At 34.1% G+C, this 24729-nt stretch carries 17 protein-coding genes; 9 read left to right on the top strand and 8 right to left on the bottom strand.

Features of this window, described 5'->3' with window-relative positions:
- From PQ462_RS22805 to PQ462_RS22790, 4 genes are all read left to right on the top strand, one after another.
- Nucleotides 1–1509, top strand: coding sequence for a cellulase family glycosylhydrolase (locus tag PQ462_RS22805; RefSeq protein ID WP_274251709.1), 1509 nt, complete (start codon nt 1–3; stop codon nt 1507–1509).
- 113 nt (nt 1510–1622) lie between these two features.
- On the top strand, nt 1623–3569 hold the full coding sequence (locus tag PQ462_RS22800) for a sialate O-acetylesterase (protein ID WP_274251708.1): 1947 nt from the start codon (nt 1623–1625) through the stop codon (nt 3567–3569).
- An 8-nt stretch (nt 3570–3577) separates the two neighbouring features.
- Entirely contained in the window at nt 3578–5077 is a 1500-nt protein-coding gene (locus PQ462_RS22795) for a family 43 glycosylhydrolase (protein WP_274251706.1), read from the top strand.
- A 282-nt stretch (nt 5078–5359) separates the two neighbouring features.
- Entirely contained in the window at nt 5360–7768 is a 2409-nt protein-coding gene (locus tag PQ462_RS22790; protein WP_274251705.1) for a glycoside hydrolase family 95 protein, read from the top strand.
- A 254-nt stretch (nt 7769–8022) separates the two neighbouring features.
- On the opposite strand, the gene PQ462_RS22785 is transcribed toward PQ462_RS22790, so the two are convergent.
- Nucleotides 8023–8571, bottom strand: coding sequence for a CvpA family protein (locus tag PQ462_RS22785; RefSeq protein WP_274251704.1), 549 nt, complete (start codon nt 8569–8571; stop codon nt 8023–8025).
- A gap of 244 nt (nt 8572–8815) precedes the next feature.
- On the opposite strand from PQ462_RS22785, the gene PQ462_RS22780 reads away from it, so the two are divergent.
- From PQ462_RS22780 to PQ462_RS22765, 4 genes are all read left to right on the top strand, one after another.
- The gene (locus PQ462_RS22780; RefSeq protein WP_012022858.1) at nt 8816–9172 is read left to right on the top strand and encodes a hypothetical protein; all 357 of its coding nucleotides are present in this window, start codon (nt 8816–8818) and stop codon (nt 9170–9172) included.
- A 164-nt stretch (nt 9173–9336) separates the two neighbouring features.
- A complete protein-coding gene (locus PQ462_RS22775; RefSeq protein WP_254796582.1) occupies nt 9337–9786 on the top strand; it encodes a hypothetical protein in 450 nt (149 codons plus the stop codon).
- An 84-nt stretch (nt 9787–9870) separates the two neighbouring features.
- Entirely contained in the window at nt 9871–10890 is a 1020-nt protein-coding gene (gene pheS / locus PQ462_RS22770) for a phenylalanine--tRNA ligase subunit alpha (RefSeq protein WP_012022856.1), read from the top strand.
- Between the two features lie 78 nt (nt 10891–10968).
- Nucleotides 10969–11376 (top strand): hypothetical protein, encoded by a 408-nt coding sequence (locus tag PQ462_RS22765; RefSeq protein WP_012022855.1) that lies wholly within the window; start codon nt 10969–10971, stop codon nt 11374–11376.
- Between the two features lie 187 nt (nt 11377–11563).
- On the opposite strand, the gene PQ462_RS22760 is transcribed toward PQ462_RS22765, so the two are convergent.
- The 5 genes from PQ462_RS22760 to PQ462_RS22740 form a co-directional block, all read right to left on the bottom strand.
- Nucleotides 11564–12703 (bottom strand): cytochrome-c peroxidase, encoded by a 1140-nt coding sequence (locus tag PQ462_RS22760; protein WP_274251703.1) that lies wholly within the window; start codon nt 12701–12703, stop codon nt 11564–11566.
- A gap of 3 nt (nt 12704–12706) precedes the next feature.
- Nucleotides 12707–14302, bottom strand: a complete 1596-nt coding sequence (locus tag PQ462_RS22755; RefSeq protein WP_274251702.1) for a DUF6850 family outer membrane beta-barrel protein — start codon at nt 14300–14302, stop codon at nt 12707–12709.
- Between the two features lie 12 nt (nt 14303–14314).
- A complete protein-coding gene (locus PQ462_RS22750) occupies nt 14315–15625 on the bottom strand; it encodes a DUF4876 domain-containing protein (protein WP_274251701.1) in 1311 nt (436 codons plus the stop codon).
- Between the two features lie 11 nt (nt 15626–15636).
- Complete coding sequence (locus tag PQ462_RS22745; RefSeq protein ID WP_274251699.1) at nt 15637–18312, bottom strand: TonB-dependent receptor; 2676 nt, start codon at nt 18310–18312, stop codon at nt 15637–15639.
- Nucleotides 18313–18695: 383 nt separating this feature from the next.
- Nucleotides 18696–19691, bottom strand: coding sequence for an NAD(P)H-dependent glycerol-3-phosphate dehydrogenase (locus PQ462_RS22740; RefSeq protein WP_274251697.1), 996 nt, complete (start codon nt 19689–19691; stop codon nt 18696–18698).
- 252 nt (nt 19692–19943) lie between these two features.
- On the opposite strand from PQ462_RS22740, the gene PQ462_RS22735 reads away from it, so the two are divergent.
- Nucleotides 19944–22352: a toxin-antitoxin system YwqK family antitoxin gene (locus PQ462_RS22735; protein WP_274251696.1), complete on the top strand. Its 2409-nt coding sequence runs from the start codon at nt 19944–19946 to the stop codon at nt 22350–22352.
- 219 nt (nt 22353–22571) lie between these two features.
- On the opposite strand, the gene PQ462_RS22730 is transcribed toward PQ462_RS22735, so the two are convergent.
- Together PQ462_RS22730 and PQ462_RS22725 are read right to left on the bottom strand one after the other, a co-directional pair.
- Nucleotides 22572–23729, bottom strand: a complete 1158-nt coding sequence (locus tag PQ462_RS22730) for an iron-containing alcohol dehydrogenase (protein ID WP_274251695.1) — start codon at nt 23727–23729, stop codon at nt 22572–22574.
- A gap of 180 nt (nt 23730–23909) precedes the next feature.
- Nucleotides 23910–24671, bottom strand: a complete 762-nt coding sequence (locus PQ462_RS22725; protein WP_274251694.1) for a type 1 glutamine amidotransferase domain-containing protein — start codon at nt 24669–24671, stop codon at nt 23910–23912.
- Between the last annotated feature and the right edge of the window lie 58 nt (nt 24672–24729).

Raw genomic sequence — 24729 nt, 5'->3', positions numbered from 1 at the left:
ATGGAAAAGATCATCAAAGGTTACCTGTTTAGTTTTGTATTATGTTTTTCTTTTTTAAGTATTTGGGCTTGCAGTTCAGATAAAGAAGAAGCAGAGAAAACAGCCGAAAAAACACTTATGGTTGATACCAATAAAATTGATTTTGCCAATACAGGAAACGATGTCAACATAAAAGTGACAACAAATGCCAGAACATGGAAAATCAGCAGCGCCGATACTAAATGGCTCGAACTAAGTCAGACTTCTGGTGTTACAGGATCAGTTTTAGTTAAAATTACAGCTTTAGAAAATACTGGAAAAGAAGCAAGAACAGCTGTTATAACAATTACTTCTGATGAAACCTCGCCAATACAAATTGCAGTTTCTCAGGCAGGAGGCGCAGCAGCTGCAGGTTTATATCCAAGCTATAATACAAATCCAATTGCTGCAGACCAAACCGGAATGTCAAGTAATGCAGTGCAGTTAGCTGCAAAAATAAAACTAGGCTGGAATATTGGCAACACAATGGAAGCAACCGGAGGAGAAACGGCTTGGGGAAATCCAAAAGTTACAAAAGCTTTAATTGATGCTGTAAAAGCAAATGGTTTTAATGCCATTCGAATTCCGTGTTCATGGAATCAAAATTTAGCGAATGCTTCAACTGCACAAATTCAAACTGCCTGGCTGAACCGAGTGAAAGAAGTTGTACAATATTGTGTAGATAATGATATGTATGTTTTGGTAAACATTCACTGGGACGGCGGCTGGCTGGAAAACAATATTACCGAAGCCAAAAAAGAAGAAACTAACGCCAAACAAAAAGCTTTCTGGGAACAAATAGCCACAAATTTACGTGACTTTGACGAGCATTTACTTTTTGCAAGTGCCAATGAGCCGGCTGTTGAAGATGCTGCGCAAATGGCTGTTTTAACATCTTATCACCAAACGTTTATTAACGCTGTTCGTTCTACAGGAGGAAAAAATGCGTATCGTACTTTAGTGGTTCAGGGACCAACAACCGACATTGAAAAAACAAATAAATTAATGACCGTTTTGCCAACAGATACAGCAGCAAACCGAATGATGGTTGAGGTTCATTATTATACACCATGGAATTTTGCAGGTTTAACAAAAGATGAATCCTGGGGTAAAATGTTTTACTATTGGGGATCAGGCTACCATTCAACAACCGATACTGAAAGAAATGCAAACTGGGGAGAAGAAGCAGACTTAGAGAAAAATTTCAAGTTAATGAAAACTCAGTTTGTAGATAAAGGAATTCCGGTCTTATTAGGAGAGTTTGGAGCAATAAGAAGAACAAGTTTAACCGGAGATGCTTTAACTTTACATTTGTCATCAAGAGCATATTACTTAAAAACGGTGGTAAAAACGGCTCGTGCAAACGGATTATTACCTTTTTATTGGGACGAAGGAAGTACAGGCGATAACAGTTTTGGAATTTTTAAAAGAAGCGATAATACTGTTTTTGACTCACAGGCTTTGACGGCTTTAAAAGAAGGATTACAATAAAAAAACTTTCTAAATCATATTAGTGATATAAGGTAATTTAAATTTAAGAACAGCTTTGAATTTATTTTTACTTATATCACTAATTTGGTTTTAACTATTTTAAATTGCAGGATATGAAAAAGTATTTAATGGTTATTTTATTGATATTTAGCGTGTTTGTAAACGCTAATGTAAAAATGCCTTTATTGTTTTCAGATGGAATGGTGCTCCAAAGAGACAAACAAATTCCAATTTGGGGTTTTGCTGATGCTGATGAAAAAATAGAAGTCCATTTTAACAAACAAATCCAAAAAACCACAGCCGATAAAAATGGAAAATGGACTCTTAATTTAAAATCAGAAAAAGCCGGCGGGCCTTTTGAGCTAATTGTAATTGGAAAAAATAAAATCACGATCAAAAATATTTTGGTTGGTGAAGTATGGATTTGCAGCGGACAATCGAATATGGAATTTCAGGTTTTCAAAACCATGAATGCCGAAAAAGAAATTGCAGATTCAAATTATCCAATGATTCGTCATTTTGGAGTGGCGCAGGATTTAAGCGGAAAACCAAAAGACGATTTAAAAGCCGGAAAATGGGAAACAGCAACAAAAGAAACCGTTGGTAATTTTACAGCTGTTGGATATTACTTTGCCAGAAAATTATATTCAGAATTAAAAATTCCAATAGGAATCATAAATACTTCCTGGGGAGGAACTAATGTCGAAACCTGGACAAGCCGTGAAGCGTTTCAAAACAGTCCGGATTTTAAAGCCATGATTGCTGATGTTCCAACGCTGAATGTCGATTCGATTTCGAAATTGTACGCCAGGCAAATGAAAGAAAGAGTCGAAAGAATTCAGGGAACTCCGGTAAGTACAGAAAATGAAAATGTATTTAAAGATTTAACATTTAATGATACAAACTGGGGAGAACTTCATACTCCCAGTCTATGGGAAAATCAGCCTTTAGGTGATTTAGACGGCGTGGTTTGGATGCGAAAAACAATTACACTTTCTGCGGATGATATTAAAAATAAAGCAATACTAAGTCTTTCAAAAATTGATGATGAAGATATTACCTATGTTAACGGAATCGAAGTGGGTAAAAGCATACAATACGACCTTAAACGTGTTTACGAAATACCGATAAATATTTTAAAAGAAGGAAAAAATGTTATTGCTGTTAGAATTGTAGACAATAGCGGTGGCGGTGGTATCTACGGAGAAGCATCTGATTTAAAATTAACACTTGGCAGTAAAAATATACCGCTTGATGGAAAATGGAAATTCAAAGTTATAGTTGTAAAAACATCATTATCGCCAAACAGTTATCCATCATTATTATACAATGCAATGGTAAATCCGTTAGTGCCGTTTGCTATTCAGGGGGTTTTATGGTACCAGGGAGAAGCTAATGTTTGGAGGGCGAAAGAATATAAAAAGTCATTTCCGTTACTAATTCAGGATTGGAGAAACAAGTTCAAACAAGGGAACTTTCCGTTTTATTTCGTACAATTGTCAACCTTTGATGAATTTGGCGGCAACAGCCAAAAAGGAAGCCGTTGGGCAGAACTTCGAGAAGCGCAGTCTGAAACTTTAAAACTGCCTAACACAGGAATGGCAGTTACAACCGATATTGGAAACGCAAAAGATATTCATCCAACTAACAAACAAGATATCGGATTGCGTTTGGCTGCGATTGCGATGAATAATATTTACGGCAAAAAACAAGTTTACAGCGGACCAGTTTATAAATCTCAGGAAATAAAAGGAAACCAGATTATTTTAACTTTCGACAATATTGGCAGCGGATTATCAACACCAAATAACGATGAGTTAAAAGGATTTGAAATCGCAGGAGCAGACAAAGTTTTTCATTCTGCGAAAGCGATTATAAAAGACAACAAAGTAATTGTTTCGAGCGATAAAGTTCAAAATCCCGCAGCAGTGCATTATGGCTGGGCAGACGATGACACACAGATCAATCTTTTTAACAAAGAAAAATTTCCTGCATCACAATTCAGAACCGATAATTGGGAAATGATTACTGCCGGCGAAAAATACAAAGTGAGTAAATAAATGCTGCTATGAAAAAAGTAACTTTCCTGTTGATAAACTTCATTTCAATTGTAATTTCGGCACAACAGCAAAAAGCAATTACAGGGGAAGAATTTTATCAAAATCCAATATTTGCCGGAGATTATGCAGATCCTTCCATTATTCGGGATGGCGAAGATTATTATATCGTGCATTCTTCATTTAACTATTATCCCGGATTATTAATTTGGACTTCCAAAGATTTAGTGAATTGGAAACCCGTTACTCATGCCCTTAAAAAAAGTGTAGGTTCTGTCTGGGCACCAGATTTGGTAAAATATAACAATAAATTCTACATCTATTTTCCGGCAAACGAAACCAATTATGTAGTTTGGGCAGATTCCATCAACGGACCCTGGAGCGATCCAATAGATTTAAAAATTGGAAATATTGATCCCGGACATTTTACAGACGAAAAAGCAAATCGATATCTCTATTTTAGTAACGGAAATTATGTACCATTATCAAAAGATGGTTTAGCCGTTTCAGGAGAAGGGAAACATGTTTATGACGGATGGAAAATCCCCGAAGAATGGTCGATTGAATGTTTCTGTATGGAAGGGCCAAAAGTAATGAAACGAGGAAATTATTATTACTTAACGGTTGCCGAAGGCGGAACGGCCGGTCCGGCAACAAGCCACATGGTAATTTCGGCAAGATCAAAATCGCCTTTAGGTCCTTGGGAAAATTCTCCATACAATCCTATTATCAGAACCAAAGACAAATCAGAGAAATGGTGGTCAAAAGGACATTCTACACTCATTGATGATGCAGACGGAAATTGGTGGATGGTTTTTCATGGTTACGAAAACGGCTATCATAATATGGGACGCCAGACACTTTTAGAACCTGTAGAATGGACAAGCGACGGCTGGTTTAAAAGTCCTGAAAATATCAAAACTGAAAACCCAATTAAAAAACCGGCAGGTAAAAACATTAAAAGCAATTTTACACTTTCTGATAATTTTTCAGGAACAATGCTAAAACCGCAATGGCAGTTTTTTAATGAATTTGATGCAGAAAGATTCAAGTTAATCAATAACAGTTTAGAACTTAAAGCTAAAGGGAAAAACATTGGCGAAAGCTCACCGCTTTTATGTACGCCTCCAGATCATTCTTATACTGCTGAAGTTGAAGTTGAAATAAAAGGAAATGCTGCCGCAGGACTTATTTTGTTTTACGATACTAAAGTATATACCGGAATTGCAGCTGATAAAGAAAATGTTTTGGCAATCCTGAGATCCTGGCTGTTTCCTACTCAAAAAGGAATTAACAAAACCCATTTGTTTCTTCGTTTAGAAAAAAAAGAACAGCTTGTAAATATGTTTTACAGCATTGATGGAAAAGAATGGAAAAAAATTGAAAATTCAGCCGAAGTCTCAGCATTTCATCATAATGTTCTCAGCGGATTCATGAGTCTGCGTTTAGGTCTTTCTGCTGTTGGTGAAGGTCAGGTTACATTTAGAAATTTTAAATACATATCAAATTAACTGTTTTTATTATTAGGGCGTGACCGTACCAAAATAAGAAGGCAAAGATACTTTGTGTAAATACGCCTTCTTATTTTGGTACGGTCGGGCTATACGCACTATTTCGGTAGTTTGCTTCTATCCCTCACGCGCGCAAAATGAGATAGAAATTTTCTGTCCTAATATGTATTCAAAACCAGTAAAGTTTCAATAGATTTTTACTAGTTTAGTTACTAAAATAAATACCTAACAGTTTTTAAAATCTGTCAGGACAAACCAAAAAACAATTAAACGCATCAAAAAATGAATTCAACCCTCATAAAAAAAACATTTTTCATCATACTTCTCACATCTTACTATACAAGCATTTTGGCACAATCAAAAAATGTTTTATGGTACAAACAGCCCGCAGAATTTTTTGAAGAAAGTTTGGTTTTAGGAAACGGAAAAATGGGTGCGACAGTTTTTGGAGGTGTAAATTCAGATAAAATTTATTTGAATGACATTACACTTTGGTCAGGCGAACCTGTAAATACAAATATGAATCCGGAAGCTTATAAAAATATTCCAGCGATTCGCGAAGCATTGCAAAACGAAAACTACAAACTGGCCGAAGAATTAAATAAAAAAGTGCAAGGAAAAAATTCCGAATCGTATGCGCCTTTAGGAACACTGGAAATCAATAATTCTGAAAAAGGAAAAGCCGTAAATTATCGCAGAGAACTGGATATTTTAAATGCCGTATCAAAAGTAAGTTATGAAATGGCAGGCATAAAATACACACGAGAGTATTTTGTTTCGGCACCAGACCAAATCATGATAATTAAATTAACAGCCGATCAAAAGGGGGCTTTAAATTTTGATGTCAATTTAAAAAGCCTTTTAAAATCTAATGTAGAAGTACGAAATAATATCTTGGTTATGACTGGTTCTGCACCAATTCATGAAAATGCAGGATACAATGTACTGCCAAAATATCTAGCCCTAAAAGATAGAGGGACACGATTTACAGGTTTAGTTCAAATCAAAAAAACCGACGGAAAAATTACAAGTTCGAGAGAAACGTTAACCTTAAAAGACGCAACAGAAGCAATTATTTACGTTTCTGTCGCAACAAGTTTTAATGGTTTTGACAAAAATCCGGCATCAGAAGGTTTAGACGATATAGCAATTGCGGCACAAAACCTGAATAAAGCTTTTGAAAAACCATTTGACAAAATAAAAGAATCTCACATTGCCGATTATCAAAAATTCTTCAATCGTGTTGATTTAAATTTAGGAAAAACAACTGCACCTGATTTATCGACAGACGAACGTTTATTGCGTTATGCAGATGGAAAAGAAGATAAAAATCTCGAAATATTGTATTTTAATTACGGTCGGTATTTATTAATCAGCTCATCAAGAACCCTTGGAGTTCCGGCAAATCTGCAAGGACTTTGGAATCCGCATTTAAGTCCGCCTTGGAGTAGTAATTATACAATGAATATTAATCTGGAAGAAAATTACTGGCTGGCAGAAAACACCAATCTTTCAGAAATGCACAAATCGCTTTTGAGTTTCATTAAAAACCTTTCGGTAACAGGAAAAGTTACGGCAAAGACTTTTTATGGAGTTGATAAAGGCTGGGCTGCAGCGCATAATTCAGATATCTGGGCAATGACCAATCCAGTTGGGCAGTTTGGAAAAGAAGATCCAATGTGGGCTTGCTGGCCAATGGCGGGTGCCTGGCTGAGTACTCATATTTGGGAACACTACATTTTCACACAAGACGAAACATACTTAAAAAAAGAAGGTTATCCGTTAATGAAAGGTGCTGCCGAATTTTGTTTGGGCTGGCTTGTAACCGATAAAAAAGGAAATTTAATTACATCGCCATCCACTTCCCCAGAAAACCAATACAAACTGGAAGATGGTTTTGTGGGTGCGACATTTTACGGAGGAACGGCAGATTTAGCTATGATTCGCGAATGTTTACATAAAACCATAAAAGCGTCAAAAGTGCTGAATACAGATGCTGCTTTTAGAGTAAAATTAGAAACAGCACTTTCAAAATTACATCCGTATCAAATTGGTAAAAAAGGAAATCTACAGGAATGGTATTTTGACTGGGATGATCAGGATCCAAAACATCGCCATCAATCGCAGTTATTCGGACTTTTTCCAGGCGATCATATTACGCCTTTAAAAACTCCGGATTTGGCTGAAGCCTCAAAAAAAACTTTAGAAATAAAAGGAGATGAAACAACCGGCTGGTCAAAAGGCTGGAGAATTAATCTTTGGGCTAGACTTTGGGACGGAAACCGCGCTTATAAAATGTTCCGAGAATTACTTCGTTATGTAGATCCTGACGGAAAGAAAACGGAAAAACCTAGAAGAGGGGGTGGAACATACCCAAATTTATTCGACGCACATCCGCCATTTCAAATTGATGGCAATTTTGGAGGCGCAGCTGCGGTTGCCGAAATGTTAGTCCAGTCAGATGAAAATGAAATCCGATTATTACCTGCTTTGCCAGATGCCTGGGCAGAAGGTTCTGTAAAAGGAATCTGTGCCAGAGGAGGATTTGAAATTGAAATGAATTGGAACGATAAAATAGTTCAGCAAATAACAATTTCTTCTAAAATTGGAGGGAAGACAACTTTGATTTTTGGGGATAAAAAACAAGAGATTGTTTTGAAAAAAGGAGAGAAAAAAGAAATTAATTTTTAAAGCTTCGGAGAAGCGAAATATTAATAGAATAAAATAGACATTTACAATATAAAGCTCCAGCGGAACGACATAATAATTTTAACAATCAAATATGTCGCTCCGTTGGAGCTCTTTACATTCGGACGGTTTAATTTCTATAAATATATAGCCTCTCTGAGGCTTTCTAATAACAAACCCGACAGGTTTCAAAAACCTGTCGGGTTTGTTGATTTGTAAACGAGAGGCTTCGACTTCGCTCAGCCTGACAAAATGCATTATTCCTTGTTTGTAGCTTGTTCTTTTTCTTCTGCTTTTTCAGAATGTTCTTTTTTAAAAGTGTCGTACCATTTTTCAATTGACGGATATACAAAAGCAGCGACTTTTTTAACCGGATTATAAAAAATAGTATTATCTAAAGTTTCCTTTTTGGCAAAAGTGTTGTTGAAGTTGATCTTTTCAAACAAAGCGATAAAAATACTTAGGATTAGAATAGTTTTTAAAACCCTGAAAAATCCGCCTCCAAGTTTGTTCATCCATCCCAACATGGCAAAATCGGCAATTCCGGTTAATATTTTTGCCAGGAAATAAACGCCAATTACAACCAGAATAAAAGTTAGAATAAAAGCCGTAATCTGAATATTGTTCGGATTCCAAGAAACATGTTTTGAAATCATTTCGCTCATTAATGAAGAAAATTTTATGGCAAGATAAATTCCTAATAACAAAGAAATAAAAGAAGCGACTTCAACAAAAAGTCCGTTTTTAATGCCTTTATATAAACTATAACCTAAAAGTGCGGCTACAATAATATCAAAAAAACTCATGTTTTGGTTTGGTGTTTAATGAGGCACAAAGATATGTCTTTTTTCAGGTTCAATGCTTGATAGTGACAAAGGTTGAGAGGTTTTTGTAGTAGTATTTTTGTATGTGTTAATTTTTTTAGGTGCAATGTATTGAACTGTGTATCTTTGCAAATCAAATTTTAGAGTTCGGATTATAATTCTGCCCCCTTCAGAATTGAATTTTTAAACAATCTAATATCTAAAATCAACAATCTAAAATCATACAATGTCTAGAGATATACAATTAAAAGAGCGCTGGGAAAAGCTCGTCGATATACTTTCCAATCAATTTTCGCAGGGCGAAGACTTAGATTTGGATGCCATAATTTACCTAATTGGAGTTCAGGAACTCGGAAAACTACACCGTGAATTCAAAAAAGATGAAAAATTAAATCTGATGCATATTGCCATCTGCCGATTGTTAGAACCATACGGATATTACGAATTTGACTTTTTTGATGCCGAAGGCTGGCCGCACTATAAAATAAAAGAACAACTCCCGCCGTTAAAAGCTGGTGAACAATCGGTTTTAATGAAAGAAGCAATCGTTAATTACTTTTTAGAAAGAAAATTGATTGAGTAGTTTTTTAGTTTACAGCCGCAGTCTCAGTTTTTCAGCTTTTGAGACTGGAAACTGTCACTGAAAACTGAGACTAAAAACTAAAGAAAATGTGCAGATACGCAATGGTATCCTATAAACCTCATTATGCTTGTTTTAATTGTCGAAAAACATTTAAAAGAAGATTAATGGGAGATATTAAAAAAGGAGAAACATCGATTTTTGAAGCCAAATGTCCGCAATGTGGAGAATTAATGGCAAATATGGGACTTGATTTTGAATCGCCTAAGAAAGACGACGTAAAAAAATGGGAACATCTTAAAAGCTTATATTCTGTTGGTATTACATTTCATTCCTGTGGCTGCAGCGGACCAGGTTATATTCCAAATTCAAAAGAAAAATTAATCGAGTATTTTGAAGGCATAAAAAAGACATATCTTAAAAATATGGACTTTTGGCGAACCAGGATTGAACCTTCAACAAAACAGGAAAAAGAGCGGGATTTAAATAAAAACTGGCATAAATTAAGCAGTATCTCTCCTAATTACAAAAAGGAAATAGTAACCAATCAGCAAGGTTTAGATTATTGGCATGTAAAGATTAAACAAGTTGAAGAAAAGTTAAATCTGATAAAATAATTTACGGAAAACCTAAAACTGCAGCTGTGACAGCACACTTTCAACTAAAAACACTAAATTTGTACTCTCAATTATCGAAGGAAAATGATAGATAAGATAAAACAGCATATAGAGGAAGCTAAAGCCTTTAATGAGAAAAATAAAGAATCTTTAGAACAATTTCGTATTAAATATTTAGGAAGTAAGGGGTTATTAAAAGAACTTTTTAATGAGTTTAAAAATATTCCAAACGACCAGAAAAAAGATTTTGGACAAGTAATCAATACTTTAAAAGCTGTTGCTGAAGAAAAAGTAAAGCAGATTCAGGAAGAGCTTGAAAGCAAAGAAGAATCAAAAGGAGTTTTTGGTGATTTAACACGTGCTGCAGAACCAGTAATTATTGGTTCACGCCACCCAATTTCTATTGTTAAAAATCAGATTATAGATATTTTTGCCAATATCGGATTCAACGTTTCTGAAGGACCGGAAATCGAAGACGACTGGCATAACTTTACCGCATTGAACTTACCGGAATATCACCCGGCGCGTGATATGCAGGATACATTTTTCATTCAGACAAATCCTGATGTGTTATTGCGTACACATACATCATCTGTTCAGGTGCGTTATATGGAAAATCATAAACCGCCAATTCGTACGATTTCTCCGGGACGTGTTTTCCGTAACGAAGCAATTTCATCTCGTTCGCACTGTATTTTCCATCAAGTAGAAGGATTATACATTGACAAAGATGTTTCTTTTGCCGATTTAAAACAGACATTATTGTATTTCACAAAAGAAATGTTCGGAAAATCTAAGATTCGTCTTCGTCCGTCATATTTCCCATTTACAGAACCAAGTGCCGAAATTGATATTTATTGGGGTCTAAAAACAGAAACCGATTACCGTATTACAAAAGGAACAGGCTGGTTAGAAATTGGAGGCTGCGGAATGGTAGATCCAAACGTTTTGAAAAACTGTGATATCAATCCAGATGAATACAACGGTTTTGCTTTTGGAATGGGAGTAGAGCGTATTGCAATGCTTTTATACCAAATAGGCGATATCCGTATGTTCTATGAAAATGATGTTCGTTTCTTAGAGCAGTTTAAAGCAAATATTTAAAAAAGTTATATAGTAAATAGTGATTAGTAAAGAGCTTTCTTTCTAATCACTATTTACTTTTTACTATTCACTTAAAAGATGAAAAAAGATATAATAATTCCAGAAGTTGAAAACGTATTCTTGGCAGCTGTGCAGGAATGGAGTGACGATTTTATGGAAAAAGTATGGTACGCTTATTTAGTTAATGACAGTGATTTTAACTTAGACAGCGTTATGGTGGTTTCAAAAGCTTTTGGAACGATTGACGGTGAAATGAAAAAAACTTCAATCCTGCGTCATGCTTTTGTTGAGGTTCCTTCGGTTTCGGTTGTAAAGATAGAATTGGTCGAGAAAAGCCTTTTAGCACTTAACAACGAATTTATGGTGACTTTCTTCATCGGAAATACTTTGTACGATAAGAAGTTTATTTTTAAAGCTAATTCGCTTGACGAAAATAAAACGGAAGAAGTGCCGATTTTGTTTGTTGAAGGCGTGATGGTGAAGTAGAGAATTAAAGAGCAAAGAAGCAAGAGCAAAGAATTTTGAAAATAGAATAAAGAAGAAAGAGTCAAGACTAGAATGATAGTTTGACTCTTTTTTTGTTTTATAAATCTATCCTATTTTTAATCTTCTTATAATCTTTCTTCTTATAATCTTTCTTCTTGTGTCTTTCTTCTATTTTCTTCTCAAAAAACTACTGCGGTAAAAGAGGCTGTTTCATTCTATACCCTGTGCTTGACAAACTCATAATAAAATCTTCTAGAGCATCTAATTCTGATTTGCTTAAATTTAATTTCTGAATGAGTTTAGAAGTCGTTGGAAACAAAGTATCGTTTAATTGATTTTCTTTTCGTTTTGGCTGAGGCATTCCAGCGTTGTAAATATTTAAAACGCCTCGTAAATTTGGAAACAATCCATTGTGCATATATGGTGCGTTTTGAGCTACACCTCTTAAAGACTGCGTTTTAAATTCACCAACATTTTCTGCTTTTCCTGTCACGTTATATCTTCCTAAATCCTGATATTCTCTTCCGTAATAGGTTAAACCAACATTATGGAATTTATTATCGGCAAAATTAGCTGTATTATGACAATTGATACATCTTGCTTTTGTACGGAATAGATGTAAACCTTCGACTTGTTTGTTTGTCAATTGTGTAGAATCGCCTTCAATAAATCTGTCAAACTTGCTTTTTGAAGTAATTAAAGTTCTCTCGAATGTTGCAATGGCTTTTAAAATTTCTTCCTGAGTCAGTTTTTCTTTTCCAAAAGCCTTTTTAAAATACGGTTTGTAGCCTTTTATTTTGTTTAAACGTTTTGTTGCTAAGTCAATGTGAAAGTTCATTTCTTTAGCATCTTTTATTGGAAAACTTGCCTGATCTTCTAAAGTTTCGGCTCTGCCATCCCAAAAGAAAACTTTAGAATACGCAATATTCATTAAACTTGGCGCATTTCGGTTTCCCTGTTGTCTGCCTTCGCCGTATGAAACTCTTCTGGCATCGCCCCAGTTCAATTCTGGATCGTGGCAGTTGGCACACGAAATCTGCCCGGATTTGGATAATCTAGGATCAAAGAAGAGTACTTTACCCAATTCGGCTTTTTCTTCGGTATACGGATTGTTTTCGGGAAATTCAGGTTTGCCTAAAATTCCGATGTCTTCAAAACCTTGTGCGTACACAATAGAGTCTACTTCTGGCTTAGGCCATTTTTGATAATCGCCGCTGCTGTATAATTTTTTTAATTCGGAAATGGATAGGTTTGGTTCAATCTTAGCATAAGAAAGCATGATGAGTGAAACTACCATTGCCCCAATGCCGATTAATTTTGTTTTCATTTTTTAATAATTTAATTGTACACCCATTTGAACCCAATAGGTGGTATTGGTATTAATGCTGACTGGATAATCAGTTTGTTTTTTAAGTGCGATTTTCTCTTTTAAATTGGTAAAGAAAACCACTGTTTTATTATTTTTTGTTGGATAACTGTATTGTAAACGCAATGCAGGAGCAAAATAATTGGTTGTATTAACAGCATAATCATAAAGAATCACTTCGTCAAAAAAACGAGCATTTGTGCCGCCCGAAGTATCGTAATATTCCAGTTTTGACGGAAGCGGGAAATACATGTTGAAACTTACGGTTGTATTTAATTTACTTTTGTTGAAAGCAAAATCTTTGCTGGTGTAAATTCCGGTGTTTAACGAATTTAATTCAATATGAGCTGTGGCCAAGATATCATTGTATTCGTTTTGCTGATAAAGCATATTCAAACCCAGTAAATAATCAATTTTAGAACCTGTTTTTTTTGATAATGAGGCTGTCCAATTGATTTTGCTTAATGAATTGGTATAATTGTAACCATTGCTTTGTTTGTCAAAATTGCGGGCATCACTTTGATCAAACTGCAAAGTGGACTGAATTTCTTTTTGATTCCATTTATGAAAAGCAAATAATTCTGCATGATTGGCTTTTGTTTTTATTTTCATTCTTTCATATTCTTTAAGAGAATAAGAGCTGGGATAAAAAATATTGTTTGAATTTTGCTTGTAGTACAAAGCCGTAAAAATTGTTTTTTTATTGGAGAAAGTATATCCTAAACCAGCTTTGTCTATAAGGTCTTTGTAGTTGTAAGAGTAACTGCCTTCAATAGATTTAAAATAATTTAGAATTCTTCCATAACCTGCATTAAAACGAAGATACGTTTCTGGATAGGCTTCGTAATTTAAAGTGTTATTATTATACGTATAACTGAAATCTTTTTGGTTTTCGGCATAACTGCCTAGAAGAAATGCTTTATGATTTTTTGAAATTTGATAACCAAGCTGTAATTCTCCTCCCAGTTTTCTGTTGATAATTTGAGATCTTGGGTCTAAAGTCCTGCTGTATTTTTCGGCACCATAATTAGCTTTAACAGCAACAGATAAATGATTGGTAATGTCTTTAGAAAAACCGCCGTTTAACGCATAAACCTGATTGTCCCAATTGGCTTTTCTGGGAACATAAAAATAATGCGGCGTAATCACTTCCTGTTCTTCGGCACGATCATCAGAAAGTACAAATCCCAGATTTTTTTCGAGTATTTTTTTGATAGTTAAATCACCAAATAACTTCCATTTAGATTTTGTTGTAAAATATCCCTGTGCTGAAAATTGATACGTATTAACCTCATTTGCAATCTGCTTTCGGGCAAATTCATTTTGCTGATGCTCATAAGAAACTTCAGTAAAAGTAAAATCCTTAATACTTGGAGTTGTGTAAATAATAGGGTATTTAAAAACTTGATTTTTGATCTGATCATCAACAATGTGGTTTTGCACTTTGATAGTGTCTTGTGCCTTTACATTAAAAACGAAAGAAAACAACAAAAGAAGTAATGCCCAGTATTTCCAGGCATTACTTTTAATGTTATTTGTTTTAATCTTATTGATTTTCATTAAAGAAAATTTTTAGTTGAATCCTCTAGGATTTGCAGTTACTTCCACAAAATCGTTTGTAGAATTATTAGTGTCCTGAAGAACAATTCTTCCGGCAATTGTAGTTTTAGTTTTTCTCATTACAGATTTTGAAGAATACGCTCCAGAAGGCAGATAAGTATTTCCTCCATCAATTTGAGATGGTAATTTTTTAGGAATTAAATTAGACCCTAAATCTTTTGTGGTGTCAACACCATCAATAAGAACCGAATTAGGAATTTGAAGGAATAAGTTTTTATCTCCTTTAGGGTTTTTGTATGTTTTTAAAGCAGTAAATGCAGCATTCTCCATTTTAAAAATAACATACGCCTGTCTTCCGTTTGCATCTAAGATCATATCATTATTACTATTTCCCCAATATGCAATATCCACATCCGGAACAGCAGGATTTTGAATATCGTATTGATAAAGATCACCTGAATAAGTTCCTAAGAATGATTCGAAATCTGCTTTGCTTAAATCTACAGTCAGTTCAGGGCTTACAATACTAACCGCTTTACCATTATTATCAACATAATTGGCTTTATGATTAATTGCGTTTTGAGCGATAACAATACTCGCTCCCGGCTGCACAGGATATTGTGTGCCGTTTCCTGGTATTTTGATGATGTTAATTGCGTAAACAAAATCTGTATTTGCAGTATTTCCTATAGTCATTCCATCTGATTTGCTCCAGTCAAATTGACCGTTTGCTAAAGAGTATGGAGTTACTGTTGTCGCAGTAGATCCTGTAAGTTGCGCCATGTATAAACCATCAGCATACTGAACAGTATTTGAGTTATTGTAAATTTCGATAAACTGATCTCTAAATACCGCACCTTTTTTAGTATCAGAACCGCCGTAGTAAATTTGTTTAATAACAAAATCACCTACTTTAGAAGTTTTCATTTCTACGTTTGCAGTAATAGAAGCAGCATTTACAATAACATTGCTTTCTGCTCCATTAAAATTAATTTCGGTTTCTGTTGGCGTATATCCAAAAGTCTCAGTAAATTCAGCTGACTGTATTACTTTGGTAGCCGTAATAGAATAAGATCCCGGTAAAATTTGTTTAAAAAGGGCAATACCATTTTCGTCAGATTCGACTGTATATTTATTAGCAGTTTCTGTATTCACAATAGTAACACTTCCTTTTTTAACTGCCTGACTGTTAAAAGTGGCATCGTATTTAAGCGAAACGCTAAAGTCTACAGGTTTTAATGCTTCACTTTCGTTATCGTCATTGCTGCAAGACTGGATAATTAATCCAAAGAGTATTATAAAAATAGAGAGCGTTTTTTTCATAGTATATAGATTTAAAATTGATAATTAAGTCGAGTTCCAAACGAAAAGTTTGCAATATCATACATGGTTCTTAAATTGTCTTTGTCGTAATAAGGTTTTAGATTTAAAAAATTGGTAGAATAAAACGAAACACTAAATCCGTTTAAGAAATCTTTAGAAATGCGCAGATGAAAATTGTGCAGCATATCCTCAAGCTTGGTTTGAGTACCTTTTATAGTTCGAATAATATGACCGTATTTTTGTAAATCACTACGCTCTTCCTGCGGAATTTCGTGGTAAGTCAATGTCGCATCTAAATAACCATTTGGAAACTCACTCGTAGGAATGTAGGAAGTACGTAATATAGTATGCTCGCTTCTTAAGGACAGTAATAAGCCTGCTTTGGGAATATGATAACTAAAATTGAAACTTGCTGTAAAGTTTTCGTTTGTTGTTGGCATTGAAGGAAATACGCCGTATTTTTCTGTAGATAACAAGTTTGTAGAAGCGTAATAATTAATAGACTTACTATTATCATTAGTTTTTACATAAGAGGCATTCATGCTGACATCCAGATTTAATGCTTTGATCTTGTGGAAGTTTGTTATCGTTTCAATACCCATATCTTCAGAATTCGTATTGTTTTGAATGCTGTTGGTTAGGTAATACAGTTTTGCTGTGCTAACAATCTCATACGTTGGAATTTCTGTTCCGTTTGTAATGACATTTGCTTGTGGGATTTCTTTTGAAACAGGAACCTGCTGGCCTGTAAAACCATTCGTCAGTTTGTTGTAATATCCGGTTAAATTTATATTGGCAAAAGGAAGGTCTATATCGATTCCGCCTTCCGTTTTTAATGACTTGGAAGGTTTTAAATTGAGGTTATCCCCAGGGCTGACAACAGTCAGAATCCATGCTTTTTGATAAACACCGGGATAGCTGTAAATTCCGCTGCCCAATAATCGGTCTAAGTAGCGTTCTCCGGTATATAATTGATTAAGCGAAGGGGCTTTAGACGATAATCCAAATCCACCGCGGACTCTAAAAGTTTTGTTTAGAGAAAAAGAGGAATTAATACGCGGCTGTAAGGATACGTTACCGGACTGATTTTCATAGCGAATTCCGTAATCAATATTCAGGATTTTATCTTCTCCAAATTTTTTATATACTCTGTCCTCCAGATAACCAGAAAACTGGGTTTCAGTTCGGGTTCTGTTAAAATCATAATCTCTATAACCCAGTTTGCTGTCGCCTCCTTCAGCTAGAACATAAAAATTTATTAAACCCGTTGCGCTGCTTTTTCTACCTTCTCCTTTGTTTGAACTTGATCTTCCTGATAGTCCGAATGAAATACTGTGCACCCAATTGGTTGTAGTATTAAGGGTTTTAGTAGTTTCAAGATTCACAAAAGTAGAAATTGGAATACCTTCGACTGTGCTGATACTAGTATATTGAGAAGGAATAACGAAAGCTTCATGAATTCCTTCTTCTTTAGAATCAGTTGCAGCAGTTAAAGATCGATTCATCCATCTTTCTTTTCTGGAAAACTGCCTGTCATAAGAGAAACCGCTGTTTATGTTTATACCATCCAGCCAAATATTTGAAGGTTTCCACATTAAGTTGTTAGAAATCGAAAAACCCTGCTTTTCATTTTTTACAACATCTGCCGTAATATTATCAGGATCATGTTTTGCATCATCTAAGTTTGATCTAACGGATAAATTCAGGGTATTTTTTATTTTAGAAAGTTTATCTGTAGTTTTCCAGGCAAAACTTCCGCTGATGCGCTGATAATTCAATAAATTGTCTCTTGGGTCTGCTTTAGAATCTAAAAAGTTAATTCCAAAATTCATCGAGTTTCTTGAATCTAATTTAATGCCTTTGGTCAAATTCAATTCACTTGTAGCATCTCTAATAGAAGCAGAAACTCTGTACGGACTGTTTCCAACTTTAGTCGTTATCAAAACAAGTCCTGAAGTCAAATCGCCATATTTTGCAGAAGGAATTCCCTGAATGACTTTTATCTCTTCAATAGTATTTGTTGGAATTTCCCTAAGATCGACCCCGACATTTGGGTTATTAAAAACTTTATTACGAATGCCATAATCATTGCCGGCCAAAGTAGGTGTATTTGGACTAAGTGCCTGCATATTTTCATTGTTCGAAATTGGAATATCATTTATTACAAATGAAGTTCCAAACGCTTTACTGCCTTTAGAAGAATTACCATCAGATGCCGTACGAAAAACAATATTTTTATATTCATTTAAACTAAAATCTACGGTTTTTTGCCCCGGAAGCTGTTGTAAAACATCATCTAAAGAAAAAGCCTGAACATTATTTATGGCATTTGTTCCGAGAGTTAATTCAGAATATTTACGCTCTTTATTCGCTGTAACCATTACTTCTTTAAGATGAAGTGTATTATCTTCTAAATAAACGGTAATAGAGTTCTGCCCATCTTTTAGTGATTGATTAATTTCTTTTTTTCCAAGTATAGAAAAATTTAGCTCAATGTCCTGAAAGTAAGGAAGCGTAATGGAGAAATTTCCATCTTTATCAGAAATCGTCCAGTTTTCTGTTTTGGTATCACGAACAAAAACACCAGATAAAGATGTAGATGTTTCTTTCAACAAAATTGTACCGGAAATGGTTTTTTGAGAAAAAATTGTTTGAGTGAACAGTAAGAAAATTATAATGTAGCGCACCTATATTTAATTTAGAACAAATAAAAATAATGATGCAAATCTATTGATAATTCTTTGCGAAGCAATGAAAAATAAAGGAATTGTAAAATAGAGTATAAGTCAAATTGTGAGAAATAACAATTTGTAAAGTTTTAAATAATGAAGTTATCTTGTTGATAAACAGTTGGGTAATTCTTGGGGTGTTTTGTAAGGCTAATAACTTTACTTTTTTTATGTAAGATGTAGGTTTGATGTATTCTCAAATAAAATATTTCTTGTTAATTGAGTAGTTTTTATTCGCTCAGTTTTATTTTTGAGATTTCTTATCCATAAAAAAAGAGCCAAGACTGAAATTCAGTTTGGCTCTTTTTTTATTGCTTCTTGTCTCTTTTTAATAAAAAATATTAATCCAAAGATTCCGTTAATTTTCTGAAAACCGTTTTTGCATCTTTTCCTTCGTATAAAACAGCATAAACAGCATCAATAATTGGCGTTTTAGCACCATATCCCTGATTTAGTTTATAAGCACTTTTTGTAGCATAATATCCTTCGGCAACCATACTCATTTCCATCATGGCACTTTTTACAGTGTATCCTTTTCCTATCATATTTCCAAACATTCTGTTTCTTGAAAAAACTGAATATCCTGTAACTAGTAAATCGCCTAAATAAGCCGAATCATTAATGTTACGTTTCATTTTATGAACTTTACGAATGAATTTCTTCATTTCGCGAATGGCATTACTCATTAAAACCGACTGGAAATTATCTCCATAACCTAATCCATGTGCAATTCCGGCTGCGATTGAATAAATGTTTTTCAGCATTGCAGCGTATTCGGTACCAATAATATCATCAGAGATTTTGGCTTTAATATAATTTCCGGAAAGTGATTTTGCTACGATAGAAGCTTTTTCAGGATCACCGCAGGCAATGGTTAAATACGAAAGTCGTTCAAGAGCAACTTCTTCGGCGTGACATGGACCAGTAATAACACCAATGTTGTAATACGGAATATCGTATTGAATATGAAAATGCTCGCCAACAATTAAACTCGTTTCAGGAACAATACCTTTAATAGCCGAAAAAATAATTTTATCAGCCAATGAAACCGTCATGTTTTTTAATTCAGCATCAAGGAAAGCAGATGGAATTGCAAAAATAATGTAATCTGCATATTCAATTGCTTCGTTTATATTGCTGGTCAGTTTAAGTTTATTGGTGTCAAATTCAACAGAACTTAAATAGTTTGGATTGTGTTTGTATTTTTGAAGATGTTCAATTGCAGATTCATTACGCATGTACCACGCAATTTCTGAAAGATTAACGCATAACATTTTTGCAATTGCCGTAGCCCAGCTTCCCCCTCCAATTACTGCAAATTTTAACTTTTCGCTCATTATTTTATTAATTTAAAACAAAAGTACTTAATAATGTGCTAATAAAGCAAAATCTGATTTAAGAAATTTGGTAAAGGCCTTTTGGTTCGTGCTCTTTTAAATTAAAAGCTGCTGAATTTCAGATTATATTTCAGCTTTAAAAACTAAATTTATACAAAAAAATGTATTTTTGAGAAATTTCTTTCAATTATGATAAATAAATTTTTGACTCTTTTTTTTTTTTTCACACCATTATTTTCTTTCTCCCAAAATATGGAACCACTTTATTTCGACGCCAATTGGAAAGTTACAACCAAAGAAAATGCTTCTTTTTACAGAATTCAGCCTTCAAAAAAATTAGGAAATCTAATTTTAGTCGAAGATTTCTACATCAATAAAACACCACAGTTTCAGGGATATTCTTTTCAGGATAATGAAGATAATTATGTGGGCGATGTACTTTGGCTGGATGAAAATGGCTTTGATTCTTCTTTTTATCAATTTTATAATTTTTCTGCGGTTTCAAATTTGACGTATTATTATCCAAGCGGGCAAAAGTTAAAAACCATTCAGTATAAAAATGGAAGAAAAGATGGTGAAACTATTCTTTATCACGAAGACGGCAGTGTGTTGATGAAAGGAAAATACGACGGAGGAAAACCTGCAAGCGGTGATTTTGAAGAAGTTTTAAATTGGGAAGATTACCGATTGAACAAAGCCGATAATGCGGCTGATAGGGAAGAACCAATTCGAATGACCGAGGGGATGATTATTCGTGATGAAACGGGCAAGACTAAAACCAGAAAGATTATTAAGAAAAAGATATTCTGGACAGCTTCAAAACAACTGGCCCAAGAAATATGGTACGATATTGCAAATGGTAATACAGAACCGTTTAAGCAGATAAATTACGATAAGTCGGGAAAAATTCTGCAGACTATTAATGAAAATGACTTTGAAAAGTACGGACGTGAAATTTCAAACGGAGTTGTCTACAATTATTACTTTCAAAACAAATTTGCAGTTGCTGTAAAATCTAAAACGAATTATAAAAACGGGCAGAAAAACGGAGAGGAAATTCAATATTTTCCAAACGGAAAAGTTTTAAAAATTGTAAAATATTCTGATGGAGAAGAACAAGGCGATCAGGTTGAATACAACTCAGACGGAAGTATAAAAGCAAAACGAATTTATAAAAACGGACAGCCTTTTGAGGGTAATTTTGATGAAAGATTTGCAAGTGATTTATTTATCAATCAAAATTATAATAATGGATTGATAGAAGGAGAAACAATTGTCAAAGATGAATCTGGAAATATTGTTGCAAAAGGAATTTACAAAGATGGAAAACCATTCAATGGAACTTTTGTCGTTAAAACTGAAAATGAGCAAAACGAATTAATCAGTGTTTCTGGATACAAGAAAAATGGAATTCAGAAAATCTTTAATTATTATCTCGACGATCCGGTTAGAACTTACACGGTGGTAAACGATATTAAAAACGGAGAAACTGTTTTTTACGATAATCGCGAAGTAACAGGAAAGCTGGAATATAAAAATGATCTGCCGTATGAAGGAACTTTAGTTGAGGCTCAAAAAAGCACAATTTATAAAAAAGGAACAGTAACCCAAGAGATTTATTATAGAAGTGAATACGATAAAAAAGGTGAAAACAATATTCTAAAAACCATCTATTTTGAAAATGGAAAAAGAACGAAAATTGTTAACCAGTCTTTTTTGATTACTTCGGACAGACAGGATTCTTATGTTGGAATTTATAAAAATGACAAACCCTATTCGGGTTATTTTGCTGCAGATTTTAATGAATTTAACTATGTTGATTATTATGAAAACGGAGTTATCAAATACCAATATTCGAACAATTATTTAGAAAATCTCGAAAAGTATCAATACCCAAATTATGATATAAAATCGACTTACAAAGATGGAAAAATAGTTGACGGCCCAGAATACATAAAACTGGAGCGCCAGTTTATTACAAAATACTGGAAAAACAATATTCTGCAGAGTTATGACTTCGATATTTTCGCCATGCATTATTTTAACCGATATCATTTTGAGTTAAAAAATAATGCTATTGAACTCGAAGAATTCAATAAAAAAGTAAAAGGAAAAATTGTTCTGGAAAAAGTAAATAATAAAACGATTGGCAAGTTTAGTGTTAATGATAAAGTACTTCTTACCAGTTCAGCATTAGAAGTTAATGAAACAGCTCCATCAGAAACCGGAAGTGTTTTGTATTATGAAACCGACAATAAAATTGAGGCAAAACTATTCAAAACCATAAAAGGAAATGATGAACAGAGAACATATTCTGAAATTTTCAGCACAGTTTTTACTTCTTATCTGGATCATAATAAATCTATTCAGGAAAATTTCAATTCAATTGCTGAAAAAATTTCTTCCGAAAAAGATGTTGAACTATTATTTGGAAACGAACTAAAAGGCAGCATGATTGGTGGTTTTAGAATTAACGAAGTAAAAAAGCCAGAAATTGGAACCCTGATACTGAAAAACAAAAACAATTCGTATGATTTGAAATTGTTTTTGGATGAAAAGATTTTGGAAGAAAAAAAGAATATTGATTTTAAAAATATCAAAACAGAAGTTGAAAATCTTAATAAAACCTTGGAAAAGAAGATGAATGAAGATTTTAAATAAAAATATTTTAATTGCATACAATAAAACACAAAACCTTACGTTGTAAGTCTTTATAAATTAGAATTTTAATGAATTTACAAAGATTTGAGTTAGTTAGTTTTGTTTTAGTATTTTAAAAAGGCGTTCCTATTTTTATAAGAACGCCTTTTTTTGTTTGCAGTCACCGTCAACAGTTTTCAGTGATATGCAAAAACCGTAAACTGAGACTGAATATTATGACTAATAAGAAAGTTCCACAATAGATTTTACTTTATCTAAAGTCACTAATTGATTTTCACCAAGACCTTTCCAGCCTCTTTCGTCGAAACGATTTACTATAAAATCTGCTGTTTTGCTGTAATCTTCTGTGTATTGTGAAAGTTTTGTGTCCATTCCCATAGTATGGAAAAACTCAACCGTTTTGTTGATGGCTTCTTTTGCCACTTCTTCATCAGAACCAGTCAAGTTGAATATTCTTCTTCCGTATTGTGCCAGTTTTCCTTTTTTAGTTTCAAACATAACGCTGTATAAACTTGGACCAATAATCGCCAAAGTTCTAGCGTGGTCAATTTCGTATAAAGCTGTTAGTTCGTGGCCAATCATGTGCGTTGCCCAATCGCTTGGAACACCTTTCTGGATTAATCCGTTTAAAGCCATTGTACAGCTCCACATAAAGTTTGAAGCCAAAGTATAATCAGTTGGATTTTTTACAATTCCAGGACCAACTTCAATTAAAGTCTGTAAAATTCCTTCGGCAATTCTATCTTGTAAAAAAGCATCATGCGGATACGTTAAGTACTGTTCCATAACGTGAGTGTAAGCATCGACAACACCATTTTCGATTTGTCTTTTTGGTAAAGAAGCAATAACTGCTGGGTCACAAATTGAGAATTGTGGAAACAAAGCACTTCCGCCAGAAGATAATTTTTCCTGAGTTGCTTCAATCGTTACTACATATCCAGAGTTCATTTCACTTCCCGTTGCCGGAAGCGTTAAAACAGTTCCAAATGGCATCGCATTTTCTTTAATCAAAATACGTTCCTGTAAAATATCAATCGGATTTCCTTCAAAATGAACAGCACCCGAAATAAATTTCACGCCATCAATTACAGATCCACCGCCGACAGCCAGAATAAAGTCGATTTTTTCAGCTTTAATAACGTCTACCGCTTTCATTAAAGTCTCAAATCTTGGGTTTGGTTCGATTCCGCCAAATTCCACAATATTAAAGCCTTTTAAAGCCGTAATTACCTGATCGTAAATTCCATTTTTAAAAATACTTCCACCGCCGTAAGCCAAAAGAATTTTTGCATCTTTTGGAACCAGAGTCGAAAGTTTTTCAATTTGTCCTTTCCCGAAAACTAAGTTTGTCGGATTGTATAATTCAAAGTTTAGCATTTTTTTTTTAGAGTTTCTAAGATACTAAGCTGCTAAGGTTCTAAGTTTTTTTTCTTTGAACTTATCTGCAGTCTAGCATTATTGTTTGTTTAATTTTTAATAGTAATGAAATAAGAGATTAAGCTTTTAAGCAACTAAGAAAAACCTTAGGACCTTAGGATCTCAGTCCCTTAGTACCTCTTATTTCAATTCCTGCAATAGTTTTCCAGCCACCAATTTAGATGATGCTGGATTTTGGCCGGTAATTAAAAGTCCGTCTGCTACTGCATAAGGCTGCCAGTTTGGACCTTTAGAAAAAACTGCCCCGTTTGATGCTAAAGCATCTTCTAATAAAAACGGAACTACTTTAGTTAAACCAACCGCTTCTTCTTCTTCATTGGTAAATCCGGTTACTTTTTTACCTTTTACTAAATATTCACCTTTTACTTTTACGTTTTTCAAAACAGCTGGTGCGTGACAAACAAATGCTACCGGTTTTTTGTTCGTATAAAAAGCTTCAATTAAAGCTATTGAGTTTTTATCTTCAACTAAATCCCAAAGCGGACCGTGACCTCCTGGATAAAATACAGCATCGTAATCTTTTTGATTAACAGTTGACAGTTTTAAAGTGTTTTTTAATTTTTCCTGTAAAACCTTATCGGCATCAAAACGTTTAGTGTCTTCTGTTGCCGATGCCGGATCAGCGCTTTTTGGATCAATTGGAGGCTGTCCCCCAAGCGGAGAAGCAATTGTAATCTCGACTCCCTGATCTAACAGTTCATAATAAGGTGCTGCAAATTCTTCAGACCAAAATCCTGTTTTTTCTCCCGTGTTGCCCAGCTTATCATTACTGGTTACAACAAATAATACTTTTTTCATACCTTTTTTATTTGATTTTTGAGCCACAGCAGATGTGCTTACAGCGGTAAATGCAATTATTGCGAGTAATGCTATTTTTTTCATAATTTTAAATTTTTAACAAATTTACGTCTTAAGTGATATCAGTAAAAATAAAATAAAC

The sequence above is a fragment of the Flavobacterium sp. KACC 22758 genome (genome assembly GCF_028736135.1).
Taxonomy (GTDB): Bacteria; Bacteroidota; Bacteroidia; order Flavobacteriales; family Flavobacteriaceae; genus Flavobacterium; species Flavobacterium johnsoniae.
The sequence above is the reverse complement of the archived record's forward strand: the minus strand, read 5'-3'. Positions and strand labels throughout refer to the sequence as shown.

What these genes read in the sequence shown, in the direction of transcription:
- pheS (WP_012022856.1), top strand. Translation starts at nt 9,871, where the DNA reads ATGATAGATAAGATAAAACAGCATATAGAGGAAGCTAAAGCCTTTAAT.
- PQ462_RS22730 (WP_274251695.1), bottom strand. Translation starts at nt 23,729, where the DNA reads ATGCTAAACTTTGAATTATACAATCCGACAAACTTAGTTTTCGGGAAA.
- PQ462_RS22760 (WP_274251703.1), bottom strand. Translation starts at nt 12,703, where the DNA reads ATGAAAACAAAATTAATCGGCATTGGGGCAATGGTAGTTTCACTCATC.
- PQ462_RS22785 (WP_274251704.1), bottom strand. Translation starts at nt 8,571, where the DNA reads ATGAGTTTTTTTGATATTATTGTAGCCGCACTTTTAGGTTATAGTTTA.
- PQ462_RS22795 (WP_274251706.1), top strand. Translation starts at nt 3,578, where the DNA reads ATGAAAAAAGTAACTTTCCTGTTGATAAACTTCATTTCAATTGTAATT.
- PQ462_RS22740 (WP_274251697.1), bottom strand. Translation starts at nt 19,691, where the DNA reads ATGAGCGAAAAGTTAAAATTTGCAGTAATTGGAGGGGGAAGCTGGGCT.
- PQ462_RS22750 (WP_274251701.1), bottom strand. Translation starts at nt 15,625, where the DNA reads ATGAAAAAAACGCTCTCTATTTTTATAATACTCTTTGGATTAATTATC.
- PQ462_RS22800 (WP_274251708.1), top strand. Translation starts at nt 1,623, where the DNA reads ATGAAAAAGTATTTAATGGTTATTTTATTGATATTTAGCGTGTTTGTA.
- PQ462_RS22775 (WP_254796582.1), top strand. Translation starts at nt 9,337, where the DNA reads ATGGGAGATATTAAAAAAGGAGAAACATCGATTTTTGAAGCCAAATGT.
- PQ462_RS22765 (WP_012022855.1), top strand. Translation starts at nt 10,969, where the DNA reads ATGAAAAAAGATATAATAATTCCAGAAGTTGAAAACGTATTCTTGGCA.
- PQ462_RS22805 (WP_274251709.1), top strand. Translation starts at nt 1, where the DNA reads ATGGAAAAGATCATCAAAGGTTACCTGTTTAGTTTTGTATTATGTTTT.
- PQ462_RS22755 (WP_274251702.1), bottom strand. Translation starts at nt 14,302, where the DNA reads ATGAAAATCAATAAGATTAAAACAAATAACATTAAAAGTAATGCCTGG.
- PQ462_RS22735 (WP_274251696.1), top strand. Translation starts at nt 19,944, where the DNA reads ATGGAACCACTTTATTTCGACGCCAATTGGAAAGTTACAACCAAAGAA.
- PQ462_RS22780 (WP_012022858.1), top strand. Translation starts at nt 8,816, where the DNA reads ATGTCTAGAGATATACAATTAAAAGAGCGCTGGGAAAAGCTCGTCGAT.
- PQ462_RS22790 (WP_274251705.1), top strand. Translation starts at nt 5,360, where the DNA reads ATGAATTCAACCCTCATAAAAAAAACATTTTTCATCATACTTCTCACA.
- PQ462_RS22725 (WP_274251694.1), bottom strand. Translation starts at nt 24,671, where the DNA reads ATGAAAAAAATAGCATTACTCGCAATAATTGCATTTACCGCTGTAAGC.